The sequence below is a fragment of the Cellulomonas sp. Root485 genome (assembly GCF_001426705.1).
Taxonomy (GTDB): domain Bacteria; phylum Actinomycetota; class Actinomycetes; order Actinomycetales; family Cellulomonadaceae; genus Cellulomonas.
Genome location: NZ_LMFC01000003.1, coordinates 475,223 through 495,928, shown reverse-complemented (window position 1 = coordinate 495,928; position 20,706 = coordinate 475,223). Strand labels below are relative to the sequence as shown.

The window sequence follows — 20,706 nt, the reverse complement described above, 5'->3', positions numbered from 1 at the left end:
GGGCCGTACGCAGGGGTCGTCCGGGCGTCGTCCGGAAACGACGTCGAGCGACCCACCGCGGTCGTCCGGGACGTGACCGACGGCATGTCGGACCGGTCGCTGCGGCGACCTACGCTGGTCGGATGACTGCGCCGGTGACGAGCGCCGGCCGCGCGGGTGCCGGTGGGCCGGGGGTCGACGCGCGTCGGCCCCCGAGCCCCTGGCGCGTGCTCGCGCTGGTGCTCGCCGCCGTGGCCGCCGCGCTGCTCGGTGTCGCGTTCTCGGGTGCGGCGCTCCCGGCGCTGCTCCGCGACCCCGGCGCCGCCGTGCGCTGGGGCCTGCCCGCGACGGAGACGCTCACCGAGCTCGCGGGGTCGGTGACGCTCGGCGCGCTCGTCCTGGCAGTGTGCGTGCTCCCGCGCCGCGCCTCCGTCGCGTCGACCCGCACCGCCCGCGCCGGCATCGGCACCGCGGACGGGCGGGCGTACCCGCGCAGCACGCTCGTGGCCGGGTTCGCCGCGGGCACCTGGACGCTCCTGTCGATCGTGCACCTGGTGCTCACCTACGCGAACGTCGCGGGCCGCCCGCTGAACTCGGACTCGTTCGGCGCGGAGCTCGGCGTCTTCGTCACGCAGATCGACCTCGGCCGCACGCTGCTGCTCATCACGACGGTCGCGGCGGTCACCACCGCGCTCGCGCTCGTCGTCACCACGCCCACCGGGGCCGCCTGGACCGCCGCGATCGTGCTCGTGGCGCTCTGGCAGCAGGCGCAGCTCGGCCACGCCGCCGGCGCCTCGGGGCACGACATCGCGACGTCGTCGATGGTGGTCCACCTGGTCGGCGCCGCGATCTGGATCGGCGCGCTCACAGCCCTCGCGCTCCTGGTCCGACGGGTGGGCACCGACCTGTCGGCGTCGGTCGCGCGGTACTCGGTCATCGCCGGCTGGTGCTTCGTCGCCGTGGCGGTGTCGGGGCTGGTCAACGGCCTGCTGCGGACGACCACCTGGAGCGACCTCACCACCACCTACGGTCTGCTGCTGCTGGCCAAGGTCGCCCTGTTCGGCGTGCTCGGGCTGCTCGGGCTCGCGCACCGCCGGACCGTCCTGCCGCAGCTGGCCACCCGCACCACCGACTGGCTGTTCTGGCGCCTGGTCCTCGTCGAGCTGACCGTCATGGGGGCCGTCTCGGGGGTGGCCGTCGCGCTCGGGGAGACCGCGCCGCCCGTGCCCGAGGAGCCGCCCGCCGACCCGTCGCCCGCCTACCAGCTCACCGGGCACCCGCTGCCGCCCGAGCCGAGCGGGCTGCTCTGGGTCACCGAGTGGCGCTGGGACCTGGTGCTCGCGTCCGCGGCCGTCGCGGGGCTGTTCGTGTACTGGCGGTGGGTGCTGCGCCTGCGTCGGCGCGGGGACTCCTGGTCGATGGCCCGCGCCGCGTCGTGGACGCTCGGCATGGTCCTGTTCTTCTGGGCCACCAACGGCGGACCCGCCCTCTTCGGGCACGTCCTGTTCAGCGCGCACATGGTCCAGCACATGGTGCTCGCGATGGTCGTGCCGCTGTTCCTCGCGCTCTCGGCGCCCGTCACCCTCGCTCTGCGCGCCCTCCCGGTCCGCTCGACACAGCTGCGCGACGACGACTCCCGCGGCCCCCGCGAGTGGATCCTCACCATCGTCGACAGCCACGTCGGCCACTTCCTCGCGCACCCGGTCGTCGCCGCCGTGAACTTCATCGGGTCGATGCTGCTCTTCTACTACTCGGGCCTGTTCGAGTGGTCGCTGCGCAGCCCCGTCGGCCACCTGGCGATGGTCGTGCACTTCACCGCCGCCGGGTACCTGTTCGTGAACGCGCTCGTCGGCATCGACCCCGGCCCGCGCCGGCTCCCGTACCCGCAGCGGCTCCTCCTGCTGTTCGCGACGATGGTCTTCCACGCGTTCTTCGGCGTGACTCTCGTGTCCGGCGACGTGCTGCTGGTCGCCGACTGGTTCGGGCTCATGGGCCGCCCCTGGGGACCGTCCGCGATCGCCGACCAGCAGCTCGGCGGCGCGATCACCTGGGGCATCGGCGAGATCCCGACCCTGGCCCTGGCGATCGGCGTCGCGCTCGCGTGGTCCCGCGACGACGACCGCACCGCCCGCCGCCGCGACCGCCAGGTCGACCGCGACGGCGACGTGGAGCTGGACGAGTACAACGCGATGCTGGCCGACCTGGCCGACCGCGACACCCACCCACCGGCCTGACCACCGGCACCGGACGGCTCCCGAGGGCGCCCCCCGTCGGTCGGCGGCGCAACCAAGCCATGGGTGCCGGGGAGCGGTCCGGTCGCGACGCGAATGGCTTGGTCGCAGGAACCCGGCACGGCGACCAAGCCATGGATGCTGCGGGACGCGCCCGTCGCGACACTCATGACGTGGTCGTCGCAGCTCGGCGAGACGACCACAGCCCGGCGGGGCGACGCGACGTCCACCGGGCGGGTGGTGGATGCGTTCGGCGGGCGTCGTCCGCGCTGTGATGACGCGGTGGGTGCGACACAGGCAGTTCCGCGGTCTCTGGTGGCGCTCGCTCTGCGCCAGGAGGGTCTCGTCTCGGCCGGACAGTGTGCGGACGCGAGCGTCACGGCCGGACAGCGAGCGCGCCGCGTCCACAGCGGCGAGTGGCGACGTGCGACCCACGGGGTCTACGACCTCACCCCGACGGTCGACCGACGGTCGGACGCCGATGGTCGACGCCGACGCGCGGCGTGGCTCGGGATGCTCGCCCACGGTCCGACGGCAGTCGCCGTGGGATCGTGCGCACTCGCCCTGCACGGGGTGCGCGGCCTTCCGGCGAGCATCGTGCCGGAGGTCGCCCTCCCGTCGACTCATCCACGGCGGGTGCGCGACGGCATCCGTGTCCGCCAGTTCCGCGAGGTCGAGGCCGAGCGGTTCGGGAGCCGTGCGGTCAGCGCGCTCGTACCTGCGCTGGCACAGTCGGTCCCCGAGCTGCCTCGGGACAACGCGATAGCGGTTCTGGATGACGTGCTCTTCCGAGGGCTCCTGACCGGGCAGTCGCTCGACGAGGTCCGGCAGCGAGTCCTCGGACGCCGGGGCTCGTCTCGGTGTGCCGAGTGGTGGGACCTCGTCGACCCCGGCGCGGAGTCGCCGTTGGAGACGTTCGCGAGGCTGCAGTGCATCGACGCCGGGGTTGCGCCCGACCGGCTGCAGGTCGAGATCCGCGACGACGATGGGCGGTTCCTCGGACGAGGCGACCTCGGGTGGCAGCTGGGCGGCGACCGGTGGCTCATCGCGGAGATCGACGGGCGCGAGTTCCACGAGACACCGGACGCGGTGCTGCATGACCGCCGACGTCAGAACGCGCTGCTCGCGACGGGCCGGGTCGAGCTGCTGCGGTTCACGTCGGCCGACATCGCAGCACGCACCGTCATCCCGACAGCGATCCGCGCGGCACTGACCCGACGACCGACCATGCCATGACTGACGCACACGACCACCCGAACGTCCCCCATGGCTTGGTCGCGGCCGCCCTCTGGGACTGCTCCCGGGAACAAGCCGTGGGTGACGGTGATCGGGGCGGATACGTCAGCCATGGCTTGGTCGCGGGCGTCGCCATCGGGACATCGCCCAGCAACCGGTGATAGGACGGGCCGCATGACTTCTACGCCCTTTCATGAGCTGGAGCAGTACGTCGCCATTCCTCGGGTCAGTGGGTTGGTGCTGTCGCCGGACGGGTCGCGGCTGGTGACGAGCGTCGCGACGCTCGATGGCAAGTCGACCAAGTTCGTGACCGCGCTGTGGGAGGTGGACCCCACCGGGGAGAAGCCCGCCAGGCGGCTGACGCGGAGCGCCAAGGGGGAGGCCAGCGCCGCGTTCACGCAGAACGGGGACCTGCTGTTCACCAGCGCGCGGCCGGACCCGGACGGCAAGGCGGACGACGACGAGCCGGTGCCGGCGCTGTGGCTGATGCCGCGCGACGGTGCGGAGGCGCGTGTGGTCGCGGACCGGGCGGCGGGCCTGGGCGGTGTCCAGGTGGCGCGGGACGCCGACGTCGTGCTGGTCGGTTCGGACGTCCTGCCGAGCGCGACCGACGCGGAGACCGACGAGAAGCTGCGCAAGGCCCGCAAGGAGAAGAAGGTCGCGGCGATCCTGCACGACGGCTACCCGGTCCGGTTCTGGGACCACGACCTGGGGCCGGAGTCGCCGCACTGGTTCGTCGCGGACATCGGCACGGACGTCGTCGCGCCCCTGGCCGGCGCCAAGGACCCCCGGCTCACGCTCACGGACGTGACGCCGGGGGCACGGTCGGCGCTGGTCGAGCAGGCAGCCGCCATCAGCGCCGACGGGCGCACGGTGGTGACCGGGTGGAACCAGCCGCTCGCGCGCGGGTCGCAGCGGGGGCGGCTCGTCGCGGTCGACGTGGCGTCGGGGGAGCACCGGGTGCTCGTCGACGACCCCGCCGCGGACCTCTGGTCGCCCGCGATCTCGCCGGACGGGCAGTGGGTCGCCTACGTCCGCGAGACCGTGTCGACACCGCACGACGCCCCTCGAGTCACGCTCCAGCTCGCCGCGCTGGCGGGTGGTGAGCCGCGGACGCTCGTCGAGAGCTGGGACCGGTGGCCGCAGCACCCGGTCTGGCTGCCCGACAGCACCGGCCTGCTCGTGTCGGCGGACGACGACGGTCGCGGACCGGTGTTCCGGATCGACCTGGAGTCCGACGAGGTCACGCGGCTGACCAGCGACGACGCCACGTTCACGGACGTGTCGGTGAGCCCCGACGGTTCGGTGGCGTTCGCGCTGCGGACGTCGTACGAGGCGCCGTCGCACCCGGTGCGGATCGACCTGGAGACCGGCGCGACGACAGCGCTGCGCAGCCCGGCCGCGACGCCGGAGCTGCCGGGCACGCTCACCGAGGTGGAGACGACCGCGTCGGACGGTCGGCGTGTCCGCGGATGGCTGGCGCTGCCCGAGGGCGATGGGAAGGCGCCGCTGCTCCTGTGGATCCACGGCGGTCCGCTGGGGTCGTGGAACGCGTGGTCGTGGCGGTGGAACCCGTGGATCCTCGTCGCGCGCGGCTACGCGGTCCTCCTGCCGGACCCGGCGCTGTCGACCGGCTACGGCCAGGACTTCGTGCAGGCCGGGTGGGGGGCGTGGGGTGCGGCGCCGTACACGGACCTGCTGGCCATCACCGACGCCGTGGAGGCGCGGGACGACATCGACGAGACTCGGACGGCCGCGATGGGCGGGTCGTTCGGCGGCTACATGGCCAACTGGGTGGCGGGGCACACCGACCGGTTCCGGGCGATCGTCACGCACGCGAGCCTGTGGGCGCTGGACCAGTTCGGGCCGACGACGGACGCGGCCTACTACTGGGAGCGCGAGATGACGCTCGAGATGGCGCTCGAGAACTCACCGCACCGGTTCGTCGAGCAGATCGTCACGCCGATGCTCGTCGTGCACGGCGACAAGGACTACCGCGTGCCGATCGGCGAGGGGCTGCGCCTCTGGTACGAGCTGCTGTCCCGGAGCGGTCTGCCCGCCGACGACGAGGGGAAGACGCCGCACCGGTTCCTGTACTTCCCCGACGAGAACCACTGGGTGCTCAGCCCGCAGCACGCGATCGTCTGGTACCAGGTGGTGGAGGCGTTCCTGGCGGAGCACGTGCTCGCCCGGACGGGTGAGAATAGCCCGGTTTATCCCGAGATCCTGGGGTAAAGAGCGCTCTCAACATGCGAGGTCGCCCGGTCCGGGCCAGACTCGCCGGTCGAGGCCGAGCGACCCGCGCCCGGCTCGACGGAAGGACCGACTATGGGTATCGGAGGCGGAATCGCCCTCATCGTCATCGGCGCGATCCTCTCGTTCGGCGTCAGTGACGCCATCGACGGGATCAACCTCACGGTGATCGGGTACATCTGCATGGGTGCGGGCGTCATCGCGCTGATCCTGGCGATCGTGCTCAACGCGCAGCGCAGCAACACGTCGCACACCGCGGTCGTCGAGCAGCGCACCACCCCGAACGCGCCGCCGGCGCAGGCCGCCCCGGTGGCGCAGCCGGTCCAGCCGGTGCAGCCCGTGCAGCCCGTGGTCCAGCAGCAGCAGCCGCCGGCAGCGCCCCCGGCTGTCTGACCGAGCACGACGAGAACGCCCCCTCCGGATCGGAGGGGGCGTTTCTCATGCCGTCAGCGTGCTCAGGCCTCCAGCGGGCCGCGCACGATCGAGTCGCCGGAGTGGGCGGGGTCGCCGTCGAACTGCTCCTCGGACACGTCGACCACGGAGAACTGGTCGAGATCGAGGCCTGCGGGCAGGTCGAACCGGCCGGAGCTCCCGTCGAGGGTGCCCAGGCTGACGAGCCCGCTGACGTCCGGCTTGAGCAACCAGACCTCGCGGAACCCGTCGTCCGACGACGCGCTCTGGTCGAGGTCGACCACGAGCACCCGCGAACCGTCGGACAGCGTCTCGACGACAGCGGACCCGGTCGCGTCCCAGCCCGGCAGCGGCTCCAGGACCGCGGTGGCGATCACGGTCGTGGGGTCGGGCTGGTTGGCGATCCACCACGTCGCGCCACCGCCGACCACCAGACCGACGGCGGCGGCTGCGGCGATCCAGCGCCCGGCGCGGGGTCGGCGCGAGTCGAGCGGGACGACCGGGGCGATGGTGTCGGCAGACGACGACGCCGACGTGGCGTCCGCAGCCGACGGGGCAGCAGTGCGGGGCGCAGGCGACGAGGCCGACGCGGGCGCAGCCAGCCCGAGCTCCGCGGCGACGCGGTCCCAGACCTGTGGCGCGGGCGCGACGAGCACGGCGTCGGCGCCCCCGGACCGCGCGAGGCCGACGACGTCGCGCAGGGACGTCAGCTCGTCGGTGCACCGCTCGCACTCCTCGATGTGCGCGAGGTCGGCGGTGGTGCCGGCGGTCTCGCCGAGGGCGAGGAGCGCGAGCAGGTCGTCGTCCACGTGGGACTCATCGAACGGCACCGTCCACCTCCCATCGGGTTCGCAACCGGGCAAGACTGCGCCGGACGTGGCTCTTGACCGTGCCCAGCGGCAGGTCCAGCTTGTGCGCGATCTGGTCGTGCGTGAGGTCGTCGAAGAACGCGAGCCGCAGGATGGTGCGCTGCGGGTCGCCGAGGCGGTCGAGCTCGTCGGCGACGACCACCCGGTCGACCACGCGGTTGTCGACGGACGGCACGGGCAGCTCGGCCGCGCCGGCCACCGACTTGTCCCGGAGCCGCCGGTCGCGGGCCCGCTTCTCGTGGGTGTCTGCGACGACGTGCCGCGTGATGCCCAGGATCCAGGCGGGGAGCCGCGACTTGTCCGGGTCGAACCGTCCCCGGCTGCGCCACGCCTCCACGAACACCTGCTGTGTCACGTCCTCCGCGTCGGTGACGCTGCCGAGCGAGCGGAGCGCGACGGTGTGCACGAGCCCGGACCAGCGTCGGTACGCCTCGGCGATCGCAGCCTCGTCGCCTCGCGCGAACGCGGCGCCGAGCTCCTCGACGTTCTCGCCGTCCGGGTCGAGCCGGTGCGCCGGGCGCGACGAGTCAGCAGACCCGGGCGCGGGTGCGCTCACGGACGGCTCCTCCCTCGTCGGCTCCCGGACGGCAGGAGCGCTCAGCAGCGTAGTCACGGCTACCCACTGATCGGCTCGGCCGTGACGACGACGTTGTCCGTATAGTGCCCGATGTCGCGGCGGAACGTGCCACCGCAGGTCACGAGCACCAACCGTGGCGCGCCGGCACGGTCGAACCACTGGTCGACCGGCGCTCCCTCCTTCGGCAGCTTCTCGACCGTCACGACACGGTACTCGTGGACCCCGCCGTCGGCGGACGTCACCGTCACGACGGCCCCGACCCCGACGTCACGGAGCTTCGCGAACTGCCCGATGCCCGTCTGGACGCTGTCGACGTGCGCCGCGACGACGGTCGCTCCGGCGGGGTCGGCCGGGGCCGGCCCGAACCTGTACCAGCCGGCACGGTCGGCGTCCTCGGGGATCTCCATCTCGCCGTCGTCGCGCACCCCGACCGGGTCGACGGCCATGTCGATCCCCACGTCCGGCACGGCGAGCCGCACGGGCGGTGGGGTGGCGGCGACCGGTGGACCGAGGGTCGCCTCGACCACGGGGACGGTCGGCCCAGTCGGGTCCGGGGGCGGGGTCGGTCGCGGCGTCGCCGTGGAGGACGGCGACGCCGCGACCACCGGTCCGGAGGCGGGGTCCGGGCCGGTGCACGCGGTCAGCAGACTCGTCGCCGTGCCGAGTGCGGCGACGGTCGCGAGCACGCGTGCCGAGACCCGGGAGGGCGCGGACGCTCTCCCGGGTCGCGACGTGGTGATCATGGGAACGGTCAGCTCCGCTGGGTGGCGGCGCGACGGGCGGACTGGGTCGCCGCGCGACGGACGGACGCTGCTCCGATCAGACCGGCGACGGCCAGCCCGGCGATCGCGAACGTCCAGGCGGACGTGCCGTCCTCCGACACGAGGCCGACCTCACCGGCGTTCACGCCGGACGGGTTGGAGTGCAGGCCGGTGATGGTCTGCGTGGCGAGCGCCAGCGTGGCGGGCGACGCGGTCGCGCTGCCCCACGCGTAGACGATCGTGCTGGTGCCCTCGACGACCGGCACGTCGGCCGGGCCGAGGAGCGCGGGCGTCGTGGTCCCGGTGGCGGTCACGCTGGCCGAGACCGTGCCGGCGGGGAGGTTCAGGACCTTCTCGTTCGGGTTGGTCAGGTTGGTGATCACGGGCGTGGTGCCGGCGAGCACGTCGACCCCGGGTGCGGCGGCGACGTGGCGGACGGTGAGCCGGCCCTCGCCCGCGGCGGTGGCGGAGATGTCGTTGGTGAACAGGGTGGCGGTCGGGGCGCCGGCGCCGTCCAGGTGCGCGACGGCCGTGTAGTTCTTGCCGGCCTCCAGCGCCAGGTCGACCGGACCGATGGCGGGGGAGCTCGCGTCGGCGGCGTCGGCCGCGGTGATCGCGACCGTGTACGTGCCGGCGGGCAGGTCGAGCGGTCCCGCGAGGCTGCCCGGCGTGAAGTCGTCGAGCGTGCGCTCGCCGTTGACCCAGACGTCGACGGTCAGACCGGGGACGCCGTGCAGGACGGACAGCTTGGCGGGGTCGGCTGCCGAGGCCGGGACTGCGGCGAGGGTGACGAGGGCGAGGGTGCCGGCTGCGATGCCGGACAGGAGGCGTGCGCGCATGGTGCGTCCTTCGAGGACTGGCCCGGCGGGTACGTCGGGCGGCCGATGTGCTGACACCCCCTCTTCACTCGCCGGGCCGTTCTCGGATGCACCTACGCGCGAGCGGCCTGCGCGATCGCTGCGGCGAGGTCGGCCGGCCGCGAGAACATCGGCCAGTGCCCGGTCGGCAGGTCGACGTAGGTGAGGTCGTGCGTGTAGCCGAGCTCGGTGTGGAACGGCGGGCCACCGTGCGCCATGGGCTTGAGCTGCTCGGACGGCAGGCTGGTGCAGATCACGGTCGCGGGGACGTCGAACCGGCGGGGGTCGCTGACGTGCACCGCACCGCGGACGACCTGGGCCGGGTGGGGCACCGCGCGGCGTCGGAACTCCGCGAGCCCGTCGTCGTCGATGCCCTCGATGCTGGACCCCTGCGCGGCGAACTCCTCCCACGTGGGCAGCGGGACCTCGACCTCCTCGGTCGCGGAGGCGTCGATGGCGGCGCCGGTCTCCAGGGGACCGGAGTCGACGTAGATCGCGCGGCGCACGCGGTCGGGCCGCTGGTCGACGACCTCGCCGACGAGTGCGCCGCCGCCGCTGTGGCCGACGAGGACGACATCCTCGTCGAGGCTGTCGACGAGGTCGGTGAGCGCCCGGACGTGGTCGGCGCGCGTGATGTGGCGACGGTCGGCGTCGGGCTCGAGGCCGGGCAGGGTCGGCGCGTGGACGTCGAACCCGTCGGGCAGCGCGGCGACGACGTCGTCCCACGCCCAGCCGCCGAGCCAGAAACCGGGAACCAGGATCAGTGCAGTAGTGGTCATGGATCCAGCGTGGACCTCGACCGGTGACACCGGGATGTCACCTTTGTGTCACCATGCTGGCACCATGAACCGGACCGATCGTCTGTACGCCCTCGCCGAGGAGCTCCGCCGCGTCGGCCACGCCGGCACGACGAGCACCCGGCTGGCGCGGCTGTTCGAGGTGTCCCCCCGGACGGTCAAGCGCGACGTCTCGGCGCTCCAGCAGGCGGGCCTCCCGGTGACCGCGCAGGCGGGGCTCGGCGGTGGCTACGTGCTGGATGCGTCCGTCGGCCTGCCGCCCGTCAACTTCACGCCCGCGCAGGCGGTCGCGCTCGCGCTCGCCGTCCGGGCGCTGCCGCCGGGCAGCCCGTTCGGCACCGACGCGGAGGCCGCGCGCGGCAAGGTGCTCGACGCGCTCCCGCCCGCCGACCGTCGCCGTGCCGACGAGCTCTCGGGCCGGGTGTGGTCGCGGCCGGAGCAGACCGGTGAGGTGGCGACCGCGCAGGTGCTGCGCGCGGTCGAGGAGTCGCTCGGGCGGCACCGCGTGCTGGCGATCGAGTACCGCAGCGGGGACGGGACCGTCAGCCGACGTCGGATCGAGCCCGTGCTGCTCGCCCGCACGGGGGGCCACTGGTACGTGGCGGCGTGGTGCCAGTGGCGGGTGGCGATGCGCTGGTTCCGGCTGGCGCGGATCCTCCGGGCGGACCTGACACCGGAGCGCTACGACCCGCGCCCGGTGGCCGACGTGGGCGAACCCCCGCCGGACGCCTACCCGGTGTCGTCGCGCCCGTCGGACTGAGGGCGGCGCCCCGCCACCGTCGCGGCCGCCCCAGCGAGATCGTGGGTCCGCCGCGAGATCGTGGATGGGACTGCACGATCTCGGGCTGAACCCACGTTCTCGATCCCATCCGGGAAACCCGTGGAGCCGGTGACCGGGACGCACTACTTTGAGAGCGCTCTCAGCCGGTCGAAGGAGTCCTGCGTGCGTCCAGTGCTGCCCCTGGCGGTCGTCCTGCTGCTGGCGACGGCCGTCCCCGCCGCGGCCGCGGACGGTCCCGAGCTGATCCCGAACGGGTCGTTCGACACCGAGGCCGCGCCCTGGTGGACCACGCCGGACATGGTCGCCGACACCTCGTCGGGAAGCCTCTGCGTGGACGTGCCGGGTGGGTCGAGCACCGCGTGGTCGTCCATCGTCGGGGTCGACGGCGTGCCGCTGGTGAAGGGGCAGACGTACCGGTTCGCGTTCACGGTGAGCGGGACGGCCGAGGTGCCGATCCGGGCGCTCGTGCAGATGAACACCGAGCCGTGGACGTCGACGTCCGAGGTGGGGCCGATCATGCAGCCCGAGCCGCAGCCGTACGAGGTGGGGTTCACGTCGACCCTGGACTGGCCCGCGGGGCAGGTCGTCTTCCAGGTGGGTGGCGCACCGGACGACTGGCGGTTCTGCGTGGACGACGTGTCGGTGCACACCGGTGAGCTGCCGGCGCCGTTCGAGCAGGAGACCGCGACGCGCGTCCGCGTGAACCAGCTCGGCTACCTGCCGACAGGCCCCAAGCGCGCGTCCCTGGTGACCGAGGAGACCGACCCGCTGCCGTGGCAGCTGCTGGACGCGGCGGGCGACGAGGTGGCGGCGGGGACGACGACCCCGCGGGGCGAGGACCGGACCGCCGACGAGTTCGTGCACGTCATCGACTTCACCGACGAGACGGTGACCGGGGAGGGGTTCACGCTCGTCGCCGACGGCGAGACGAGCCACCCGTTCGCCATCGACGCCGACCTCTACACCGGCCTGGCGACGGACGCGCTCGCGTACTTCTACCTGGCGCGCAGCGGCATCGAGATCGACGGGGAGCTCGCCGGCGACGAGTACGCCCGCCCGGCGGGTCACCTGGACGTGGCACCGAACACCGGCGACACCGCCGTCGGCTGCCAGGCGCCGCAGCCCTGGTACGCGGGCTGGACCTGCGACGACACGTTCGACGTGCGCGGCGGCTGGTACGACGCGGGCGACCACGGCAAGTACGTGGTCAACGGCGGGATCGCCGTGCACCAGGTGCTCGACACGTGGGAGCGGGCGCTCGTGGCGCAGGGTCGCGCATCGGCCGAGGTGGGCCCCCTGGGCGACGGCACCGCCCGGATCCCGGAGGCCGGCAACGGGATCCCGGACGTCCTCGACGAGGCGCGCTGGGAGCTCGAGTGGATGCAGCGGATGCAGGTGCCCGCGGGCTCCGAGAGCGCTGGGTACGCGGACCTTGTCTTTCACAAGGTGCAGGACGACGGCTGGACCGGGTTGCCGCTGGCGCCCGACGAGGACCCGCAGACCCGGCAGGTGCACCGGCCGTCGACCGCGGCGACGCTCAACCTCGCCGCGGTCGCGGCCAAGGGTGCCCGGCTGTGGGAGCCGTACGACGAGGAGTTCGCCGCGAGTCTGCTCGACTCCGCGCGCACGGCGTGGGCCGCGGCGGTCGCGACCCCTGACCTGTACGCGTCGCCCCTCGACGGCAACGAGGGCGGCGGCCCGTACGACGACAAGGACGTGTCCGACGAGTTCTACTGGGCGTCCGCCGAGCTGTTCCTGACGACGGGTGACGACGAGTTCGCCGACGCCGTCACGGGCTCGCCGGTGCACTCCGCGGACCTGAAGGGTGCGGTGGCGTTCGACTGGCAGCGCACCGCGGCCCTCGGCCGGATGGACCTGGCGCTGGTGCCCAGCGAGCTGCCCGGCCGCGACGCCGTCCGCGACTCCGTGGTCACGCTCGCCGACTTCGCGCTCTACCAGCAGGGCAAGGCGTTCTTCGGGCAGCCGTACCAGCCGTCCGACGCCCGGTTCGAGTGGGGCTCCAACGGGATCATCCTCAACAACGCGGTGACCCTGGCCGCCGCCGCGGACATCACGGGCGACGAGACGTACCGCGCGGCGGCGCTGGAGAGCCTCGACTACGTGCTGGGCCGCAACGCGCTCGACCAGTCCTACGTGACCGGCTACGGCACCCAGTTCTCGCAGAACCAGCACCACCGGACGTTCGCCGCGCAGCTGGACCCGACGCTCCCGCACCCGCCCGCCGGCACGCTGTCGGGCGGTCCCAACAGCTCGATCCAGGACCCCGTCGCGGGGCAGACCTGGCCCCAAGGGTGCGTCGCGCAGCGCTGCTACCTCGACAACATCCAGTCCTGGTCCACCAACGAGATGACGGTGAACTGGAACTCGTCGCTGACGTGGATGGCGGCGTGGGCGTCCTCCGACGAGGTCGTCGAGAACGGGCCGGCGATGTTCCTGCCGATCCGGCTGTGGATGATCGGCGTCGTGGTCGTGGTCGTGGGCGTGCTCGCACTCGCTGTGGTCGGCCTCGTCGTCGTCGTCCGGAGGAGGAGGTCCTGATGCTCCGGTCCTGGTACCGCTCCGCGGTCCTGCCACGGAGGGGGATCGCGCGGCTGCTGCCGACCGCGGGCGGCGGCCTGGTCGCCGGCCTCCTGCTGCTCGACGTCGTGCTCGGTCTCCTGCCGGTGGCGTTCGTGCTGGCCACCTCCGTGGTCGTCGGGCAGGTGCCCGCGGCCGTCGACGGCGGCACCGGGTCGGCGGCGTGGAGCGACCTGGTGCGGACGTTCGTGCTGGCCGCGGTCCTGTTCCTCGCCCGGCAGGTGCTCGCCCCGCTGCAGACCGCGCTCGGCGTCCGCATGCAGCGGCGCATCGACGGCGCCCTGCGGGACCGCGCGCTGAGCGTGGCGCTGCGGTCGACGAGCATCGCGCCGATGGAGGACCAGGCCACGCTCGAGGCCCTGACGGAGGCCACCCGGGAGTTCGAAGCCGAGTTCCGCAGCCCGGGGTCGTCGGCCGCGGGGCTGCTCGCGCTCGTCGCGCGGTACGTGCAGCTGGTGGGGTTCGCCGCGGTGATCGGTGCGGTGGTGTCCTGGCCGGCGGCGGTGGCGATCGTCGTCGCGACCATGGTGTTCCGGTACGGGCAGCGCGGCGGGCTCCGGCGGTACTCGCAGGTGTGGTCACAGGTCATCGGGTTCCGCCGGCGGTCGGTGTACCTGCGCGAGGTCGCGATGGGCCCCGAGGCCGCCAAGGAGATGCGGGTCTTCGGGCTCGCGGGCTGGTTCACCGACGAGTACAGCGACGCGACGAAGGCGATGCTCGATCCTGTGGCAGCCAGGCGGCGCCAGCTCTACCTGGTGCCGTACCTCGTCTACACCGCGATCGGGCTGGTGATCAGCGCGGTGGTGCTCGTGTCCATCGCGCGGTCGGCCTCGGCGGGCGAGATCACGCTCACCGCGCTTGCGCTGGGCATCCAGTCGGTCGTCGCCGCGATCGCGCTCGGCGAGTACTACCCCGAGTCGGACGTGCAGACGCAGTACGGGATGCAGGCCGTCGCGGCGCTCGCGCAGTTCGAGGCGCGGATGGCCGACGCGGAGTCGCGGCTCCCCGCCGCCGGCGCCGGGCTGCCCGTCCCGGCCGGAGCGCCCGAGGAGGCCATCCGGTTCGAGGACGTCCGGTTCGCCTACCCGGGCAGCAACCGGCCCGTGCTCGACGGCCTCGACCTGGAGCTGCCGGCGGGGCTGTGCACGGCGATCGTCGGCGTGAACGGCGCGGGCAAGACGACGCTGGTCAAGCTGCTGACCCGCCTGCACGAGCCCACCGCGGGCCGCCTCACGGTGGACGGCACCGACCTCGCGGACCTCGACGTCGCCGCGTGGCGCCGCCGGGTCAGCGTGGTGTTCCAGGACTTCGTCCGGTACGAGCTCTCGGCCGCGGACAACATCGCGGTCGGCGCCGTGCACGCGCCGCGCGACCTGGCCGTGCTGCGGGGTGCGGCCGAGCGCGCGGACATCGCGGAGGCCGTCGACGCGCTGCCGTCCGGCTTCGACACCACCCTGTCCCGCGCGTACGAGGGCGGTGCCGACCTGTCCGGCGGGCAGTGGCAGCGGATCGCGATCGCGCGGTCGCTGTACGCGCTCGAGGCCGGCGCGCGTCTGCTGGTGCTGGACGAGCCGACGTCCGCGCTGGACGTCCGCGCGGAGGCCGCGTTCTTCGACTCGTTCGTCGAGCTCACCCGCGGCGTCACGTCGGTGCTCATCTCGCACCGGTTCTCGAGCGTGCGGCGGGCGGACCGGATCGTCGTCATCGACGCCGGACGGGTGGTCGAGCAGGGCACGCACGACGAGCTCGTCGCGGCCGACGGGCACTACGCCCGGCTGTTCCGGCTCCAGGCCGAACGGTTCGCCGCAGGGCTGGACGCCGACGGGAACGAGGTGGAGTCATGAGGCAGACCGTGTCCGGGAGCTGGGCGCTGTTCCGGCTGGCGGGGCGGATCAGCCCCGGCAAGCTCGCGCTCTCGTCGGTGCTGATGGTGCTGCAGTCTGTGGCGCTGCCGCTGGCCGCCCCCGCGCTCGCCGTCCTGACCGACGCGGCCATCGCGGGGGACACCCGACGCGCGTCGATCGCGGCGGTGCTGGTCGCGGTGCTGGTGGTGGCTGCGCTGACCGCGGGCCACTTCGCGCACATCTTCTACTTCGAGCTGGGCGACGAGGCGGTCATGCGCCTGGAGCGCGACCTCATCGGGCTCTCGCACGACTCACCGGGGATCGAGCACCACGAGCGCCCGGAGTACGCGGACCGGCTGCAGGTGCTGCGCACGGAGCTGAACCGGTCGGGCTGGGGGTCGATGCAGGCCCTGCTGTCCGCGGTCGGTCTCGGCGTCGCGCTGGTCATCACGGGCGTCCTGCTCGCCGAGCTCAACCCGTGGCTCCTGCTCCTGCCGCTCGCCGCGCTGCCGCCGCTGGTCCTGGGCCGGCGCGCGGAGAACGTCCTGGGTGCCGCCCGCGCCGACGCCGCCGCCGACAACCGTCGCGCGCGGCACCTGTTCGTCCTGTCGCTCGACGCCGCTGCCGCCAAGGAGCTGCGCACGTGCGGGCTGGAAGGCGAGGTCCGCTCGCGGCTGCGGCGGTCGTGGGACGCCGCGACCGCGATCCTGTGGGCGGGCGAGGTGCGTGCGGACACCCTGCGCGCGGCCGGTCAGCTGGCGTTCGCAGTCGCCTACGTGGCGGCGACGCTCCTGGTCCTGCGGGACGCGGTCTCGGGGCAGCGCACGGTCGGCGATGTGGTGCTCGTCATCACGCTCGCCTCGCAGGTGAACCAGCAGGTCACCGCCGCGGTCACGATCCTCCAGCAGCTCCAGCGGGCGGCCCGGAGCATGACGACCTGGCGTGGATGCGGTCGCTGGTGCAGGCGCAGACGGTGCACGGCGCTCAGGTGGCGGCGCCCGACGCGCTGCGCGACGGCATCCGGTTCGACGGCGTCTCGTTCACCTACCCCGGCACCGACTCCCCCGTGCTGGAGGCGGTCGACCTGGTGCTGCCCGCGGGGACGAGCGTCGCGATCGTCGGCGAGAACGGGGCCGGCAAGACGACGCTCGTCAAGCTCCTGTGCCGGTTCTACGCGCCGACGACGGGCACCATCACCGTGGACGGCGTCGACCTGCACGACCTCGACCCCGTCGGGTGGCGCGACCGCACCGCGGCGGGCTTCCAGGACTTCTGCCGGTTCGAGCTGCTGGCGCGGCAGAACGTCGGCGTCGGGGACCTGCCGCGGATCGAGTCCGACGAGGCGGTGCTCGGCGCCCTGGACCGCGCGCACTCCTCCGACGTCCTGACCCGCCTCGAGGACGGGCTCGACACGCAGCTGGGCACCAGCCACGCGGACGGCGCGCAGCTGTCCGGCGGGCAGTGGCAGAAGCTCGCGCTCGGCCGGGCGATGATGCGCGAGCAGCCGCTGCTCGTGGTGCTCGACGAGCCGACGTCGGCGCTCGACGCCCAGGCCGAGCACGACCTGTACGAGCGGTACGCGGCCCACGCGAAAGCCGTCGGCGCCACGACCGGCGCGGTGACCGTGCTGGTCTCGCACCGGTTCTCCACCGTCCGCATGGCCGATCTCATCCTGGTCGTCGCCGACCACCGGATCGTGGAGTCCGGCTCGCACGAGGAGCTGGTGGCCCTCGGCGGCCTGTACGCCGAGCTGTTCGGGATCCAGGCCGCGGCCTACCTCTGAGTTTCGCCTGTGGGTGCCGGCGGGCAGACTGGCACCCGCTCGGGAGGTACCGGGCGAAAAGACAGGGGGAGCTCCATGGACCACGGCACGGCACGCGAGACCAAGGCGCAGGCGGTCGACTACGCACGGGAGCTGTCGGAGCAGGTCATCCGGCCGTCCGACGTGGCAGACGGCGGTCCCGCACTGGCCATCGGTCTCGCGCCGCAGCCCGACGGGACGTACGCGCTGGCGGTCCGCTACCGCCTGGGCCTGCCGTCGGTCCGGAGCATCGCCCGCAAGGTCGCCGCGGAGGTCGGGACGAACGTCGACGTGCGCCGCACGGGCCGGATCTCGACGCTGGCGGACGACCCCGCGAAGGTCCGTCCGCGGCCCCCGGTCATCACGGCGCACGCCGTCGGCGAGACCGGCCGTACACGCCCGCTGCGCCCGGGCGTCTCCATCGCCCACGTCCAGGTCACGGCGGGCACCCTCGGGGCGTTCGTGCACAAGGACGGGGTGGTCCACGCGCTGTCCAACTTCCACGTGCTGGCGGGGTCGCCGGAGGCGAAGGTCGGCGACACGATCGTGCAGCCGGGTCCCGCCGACGGTGGGCGCGCCCCGCGCGACACGGTCGGCACCCTGGCCGCCTGGGTGGACCTGAACCAGCACCGCGCGGCCCTCGTCGACTGCGCGATCGCCCTGCTGGACGACCAGGAGGTGGACCCGGAGTACCCGGTCGGCCGGGTCACCACCACGGCCGTCGCGCTCGGCGGTGAGCAGGTGGCCAAGATCGGCCGCACCACGTCGGTCACGCGCGGGCGGGTGACCGCGATCGAGCTGGACAACGTGGTCGTCGGCTACGGCGAGGACATGGGCGAGATCAGCTTCGACAACCAGATCGAGGTCGAGTCCACCGGCACCGGCCCGTTCTCCCGCGGGGGTGACTCCGGTTCGTTGGTGTACCGGGCGGACGGGGTGGCCCTCGGGCTGCTCTTTGCAGGGTCCGAGTCCGGGGGCGAGAATGGCACCGGGTTGACGTACATCAACCCCATCGATGCCGTTCTGGACGCTCTTGGGGTCACACTGGTCTGACGACCGTCGGACCAGCCGCCCCCGCGGCCGCGTCACGGTCGGCGGGAGGCGGTACCACCATGGCGGACCTCGAACAGGCCCGGGCAGCGAAAGAGCGCCTGCGCATGACGTTGAAGGGGCGCTCCGACGTGCGCGGGATCGGGATCGCCCGAGCCGCCGACGGGTACCAGCTCCAGGTGAACGTGGCACGCGACCACACCGACCTGCCGGGCGCGGTCGACGGCGTCGACGTGCGCGTCCGGGTGGTCGGTGCCATCCGCGCCAGCGCCTGACCGCGTCCTCACCGCCTTCCTCGCACGACGAGGGGCCTGACCCGCCCCGGCGGAGCTCGACACGTCGAACGTGACCGCAGCCCGCGTCCGGGAGGCGATTCACCTGCGCGGGTGAACGAACGCAGGTCACCCTTACCTTCTCGGGTAGTGTTTCTGACAGTACGTCAGCACATGAGGAGCCCCGTGACCACCACCGCCGTCCTGTCCCCGCTCTCCGTCGCGCTCCGCGAGGGAACCCGCGGCGAGCACGAGGCGGCCGAGCGCTCCGGTTTCGTGGAGCTGCTGCTCTCCGGCCGGCTGGACCGTGCCGCCTACGCCGACCTCGCCGCCCAGCAGCTGGTCGTCTACACGGCGCTGGAGGCGGCCGGCGCCCGCCTGCCCGACGACGGCGGTCTCGTCTTCGACGAGCTCACCCGCGTCCCCGCAATCGAGCAGGACCTCGCCCACCTGTACGGCGCGGGCTGGCGGACCCAGGTGCGCGTCCTGCCCGCCACCAGGGCCTACGCCGACCGCCTCGCGCAGACCGCGGTCTCGCTGCCGCGGTACGCCGCGCACGCCTACACGCGCTACCTGGGCGACCTGTCCGGCGGCCAGATCATCAAGCGGATGCTCCAGCGCCACTACGGGTTCACCTCCGAGGGCATCGCGTTCTACGACTTCCCCCAGATCCACAAGCTCAAGCCGTTCAAGGACGTCTACCGCGAACGGCTGGACGCCCTCCCGCTCGACGACGAGGCCCGCGCGGCCGTCGTCGAGGAGGCGCGGCTCGCGTTCCGGCTCAACGCGGACGTGTTCGGCGAGCTCGGAGCGGCACACGTCCGATGAGCCATGTGGGGCCCCGCCGGCGTGGGACCCTGGCACGCAAGCGCTTCCGCTACGCCAGGACGGGTGATCTCATGCACCTCTCATCCGTCTGCGTCGCTGCATCCGGGATCGAGGGTCGATGATGGGCGACGTGACGCGTCGCGGTTCGGCCGCCCCGGGTGCGCGCGCGGACAGCAGGTCCGCCGCGGACGTCGTCGGCGTGCGCGCGCTCGCCCTGGCTGCACACCGCCTCGACCGCTGCCGGTCCATCGACGAGGTCGCGCACGTGGCCACCACCACCGGCCTCGACGTGCTCGACGCCCGGCACGTCGCGTTCTGCCGTATCGACCAGGACACGTGCCGGACCGTCGTCGTCGAGCCGCCTCCCGTCTCTCCACGCGCGGTCTGGATGGTGCGGGCGTCGTACCGCGCGGACGACCGCCCCGCGCTGCGCGCCCTCATCCGCGACCGCGCCAGCTGGGTCGCGCACGCCCGCACCGTGCACGACGACCCCACCGTCCCGGACGACCCGGACGCGGGTGACCCGGTCGAGGTCGACACGCTTCGCGAGCTCGACGCCGCGACCGCGCTGGCCACGCCCCTGGTGGTCAACGGCAGCGTCTGGGGCCAGCTGTACGCCGTCCGCGGCCGCCCGGGTCCGCCGTTCCGGGTGGACGACATCGCCCGCGCGGAGGTGCTCGCCGCGCTCGTCGCCGGCGCCGTCGCGCGCGTCGACCTCGAGGCGCAGGTGCGACACCTCGTCGCCGACGACCCGCTGACGGGCCTCGCCAACCGCCGCATCGCGGACGCGGAGGCGGAGGCGGCGCTCGAGTCCGGCCACGAGACCTGCATCGTCATGTGCGACGTGGACGGGCTCAAACGGGTGAACGACGAGCTGGGCCACGACACGGGCGACGACCTGCTGCGCTCCGTCGCGGACGTCCTCGGTCGCGCCGCCGCGGCGCTGCCGGGCTCGACCGCCGCGCGCATCGGCGGCGACGAGTTCTGCCTGGTGACCGTCGGGCGGCGGCGCGCGGAGGTCGCGGACGTCATGGCGGCGACCATCGGGGCGTTCCCGCTCCCGCACGGCGCGGCGATCTCCTACGGCATCGCCTCCACCGCGGTGACCGGTTCGGTGTCCGCGCGGCACCTGTTCCGCCAGGCCGACACCGCGCAGTACAAGGCCAAGCGTGCCCGGGCGCGGGCGCTGCGCTCGATGGTGCCCGCCACCGCCGACCCCGCGGTCACGGCCGAGCGGGTGCTCGTCGCCGGCACGGCCGCGATCGTCGCCGCACAGTCCGGCGTCGTCCCTCGGCTGTGCGCCTTCGCGGCGGCGGCCACCGAGACCCTCGGCGGGTCCGCGTGGGCGGTCCTGACCCGCCGCAGCGCCGCCGAGCCGCCGTCCGCGGTGGCCCGGGGCGGCAGCCCGGCGGAACTCGGCGTCGAGTCGTCGACCGCCGTGGTCATCCACGACCTTTGGCAGGTCGAGATCGGCATGTCCGCGACGGCGGCCACGGGTGAGGTCGTCGCGACGTCGCTGGACGCGCTCGCGGCGGTCGCGATCCTCGGGGCTCGCTAGCCC

At 73.5% G+C, this 20,706-nt stretch carries 18 protein-coding genes; 12 read left to right on the top strand and 6 right to left on the bottom strand.

Annotated features, from left to right (window positions below):
• Positions 1–122 precede the first annotated feature (122 nt).
• The 4 genes from ASD16_RS16095 to ASD16_RS22285 all read left to right on the top strand — a co-directional run bounded on the left by ASD16_RS16095 (position 123) and on the right by ASD16_RS22285 (position 6,092).
• A complete protein-coding gene (locus ASD16_RS16095) occupies positions 123–2,213 on the top strand; it encodes a cytochrome c oxidase assembly protein (protein WP_055919676.1) in 2,091 nt (696 codons plus the stop codon).
• A 540-nt stretch (positions 2,214–2,753) separates the two neighbouring features.
• The gene (locus ASD16_RS16090) at positions 2,754–3,446 is read left to right on the top strand and encodes an endonuclease domain-containing protein (RefSeq protein ID WP_235523364.1); all 693 of its coding nucleotides are present in this window, start codon (positions 2,754–2,756) and stop codon (positions 3,444–3,446) included.
• A 174-nt stretch (positions 3,447–3,620) separates the two neighbouring features.
• Positions 3,621–5,681, top strand: a complete 2,061-nt coding sequence (locus tag ASD16_RS16085; RefSeq protein ID WP_055919670.1) for an alpha/beta fold hydrolase — start codon at positions 3,621–3,623, stop codon at positions 5,679–5,681.
• 93 nt (positions 5,682–5,774) lie between these two features.
• The gene (locus ASD16_RS22285) at positions 5,775–6,092 is read left to right on the top strand and encodes a DUF6458 family protein (RefSeq protein WP_235523363.1); all 318 of its coding nucleotides are present in this window, start codon (positions 5,775–5,777) and stop codon (positions 6,090–6,092) included.
• A gap of 62 nt (positions 6,093–6,154) precedes the next feature.
• Here the strand turns inward: ASD16_RS22285 and ASD16_RS16075 are convergent, their stop codons facing one another.
• The 5 genes from ASD16_RS16075 to ASD16_RS16055 all read right to left on the bottom strand — a co-directional run bounded on the left by ASD16_RS16075 (position 6,155) and on the right by ASD16_RS16055 (position 9,953).
• On the bottom strand, positions 6,155–6,919 hold the full coding sequence (locus ASD16_RS16075; RefSeq protein ID WP_235523362.1) for an anti-sigma factor: 765 nt from the start codon (positions 6,917–6,919) through the stop codon (positions 6,155–6,157).
• 7 nt (positions 6,920–6,926) lie between these two features.
• Positions 6,927–7,535: an RNA polymerase sigma factor gene (locus ASD16_RS16070; RefSeq protein ID WP_157453972.1), complete on the bottom strand. Its 609-nt coding sequence runs from the start codon at positions 7,533–7,535 to the stop codon at positions 6,927–6,929.
• Between the two features lie 59 nt (positions 7,536–7,594).
• Positions 7,595–8,242, bottom strand: coding sequence for a class F sortase (locus ASD16_RS16065; RefSeq protein ID WP_235523361.1), 648 nt, complete (start codon positions 8,240–8,242; stop codon positions 7,595–7,597).
• Between the two features lie 65 nt (positions 8,243–8,307).
• Positions 8,308–9,156 (bottom strand): DUF4397 domain-containing protein, encoded by an 849-nt coding sequence (locus ASD16_RS16060; protein WP_055919657.1) that lies wholly within the window; start codon positions 9,154–9,156, stop codon positions 8,308–8,310.
• 92 nt (positions 9,157–9,248) lie between these two features.
• Positions 9,249–9,953 (bottom strand): alpha/beta fold hydrolase, encoded by a 705-nt coding sequence (locus tag ASD16_RS16055; RefSeq protein WP_055919654.1) that lies wholly within the window; start codon positions 9,951–9,953, stop codon positions 9,249–9,251.
• Between the two features lie 64 nt (positions 9,954–10,017).
• Here ASD16_RS16055 and ASD16_RS16050 point away from each other — a divergent pair, with 64 nt between their 5' ends.
• The 3 genes from ASD16_RS16050 to ASD16_RS16040 all read left to right on the top strand — a co-directional run bounded on the left by ASD16_RS16050 (position 10,018) and on the right by ASD16_RS16040 (position 15,194).
• Positions 10,018–10,731 (top strand): YafY family protein, encoded by a 714-nt coding sequence (locus ASD16_RS16050; protein ID WP_055919651.1) that lies wholly within the window; start codon positions 10,018–10,020, stop codon positions 10,729–10,731.
• Between the two features lie 183 nt (positions 10,732–10,914).
• A complete protein-coding gene (locus ASD16_RS16045) occupies positions 10,915–13,311 on the top strand; it encodes a glycoside hydrolase family 9 protein (RefSeq protein ID WP_200942971.1) in 2,397 nt (798 codons plus the stop codon).
• A complete protein-coding gene (locus tag ASD16_RS16040; RefSeq protein WP_055919647.1) occupies positions 13,311–15,194 on the top strand; it encodes an ABC transporter ATP-binding protein in 1,884 nt (627 codons plus the stop codon). The genes ASD16_RS16045 and ASD16_RS16040 overlap by 1 nt, the downstream gene beginning before the upstream one ends.
• A gap of 311 nt (positions 15,195–15,505) precedes the next feature.
• On the opposite strand, the gene ASD16_RS22065 is transcribed toward ASD16_RS16040, so the two are convergent.
• Positions 15,506–15,790, bottom strand: a complete 285-nt coding sequence (locus tag ASD16_RS22065; RefSeq protein WP_200942970.1) for a hypothetical protein — start codon at positions 15,788–15,790, stop codon at positions 15,506–15,508.
• 350 nt (positions 15,791–16,140) lie between these two features.
• On the opposite strand from ASD16_RS22065, the gene ASD16_RS22060 reads away from it, so the two are divergent.
• From ASD16_RS22060 to ASD16_RS16015, 5 genes are all read left to right on the top strand, one after another.
• Entirely contained in the window at positions 16,141–16,977 is an 837-nt protein-coding gene (locus tag ASD16_RS22060; RefSeq protein ID WP_200942969.1) for an ABC transporter ATP-binding protein, read from the top strand.
• Between the two features lie 75 nt (positions 16,978–17,052).
• Positions 17,053–18,048, top strand: a complete 996-nt coding sequence (locus ASD16_RS16030; protein WP_055919644.1) for a hypothetical protein — start codon at positions 17,053–17,055, stop codon at positions 18,046–18,048.
• 104 nt (positions 18,049–18,152) lie between these two features.
• On the top strand, positions 18,153–18,320 hold the full coding sequence (locus ASD16_RS16025; protein WP_235523360.1) for a hypothetical protein: 168 nt from the start codon (positions 18,153–18,155) through the stop codon (positions 18,318–18,320).
• 171 nt (positions 18,321–18,491) lie between these two features.
• The gene (locus ASD16_RS16020) at positions 18,492–19,145 is read left to right on the top strand and encodes a heme oxygenase (biliverdin-producing) (RefSeq protein WP_055919638.1); all 654 of its coding nucleotides are present in this window, start codon (positions 18,492–18,494) and stop codon (positions 19,143–19,145) included.
• Positions 19,146–19,266: 121 nt separating this feature from the next.
• Complete coding sequence (locus tag ASD16_RS16015) at positions 19,267–20,703, top strand: diguanylate cyclase (RefSeq protein WP_055920625.1); 1,437 nt, start codon at positions 19,267–19,269, stop codon at positions 20,701–20,703.
• Positions 20,704–20,706: the final 3 nt, after the last annotated feature.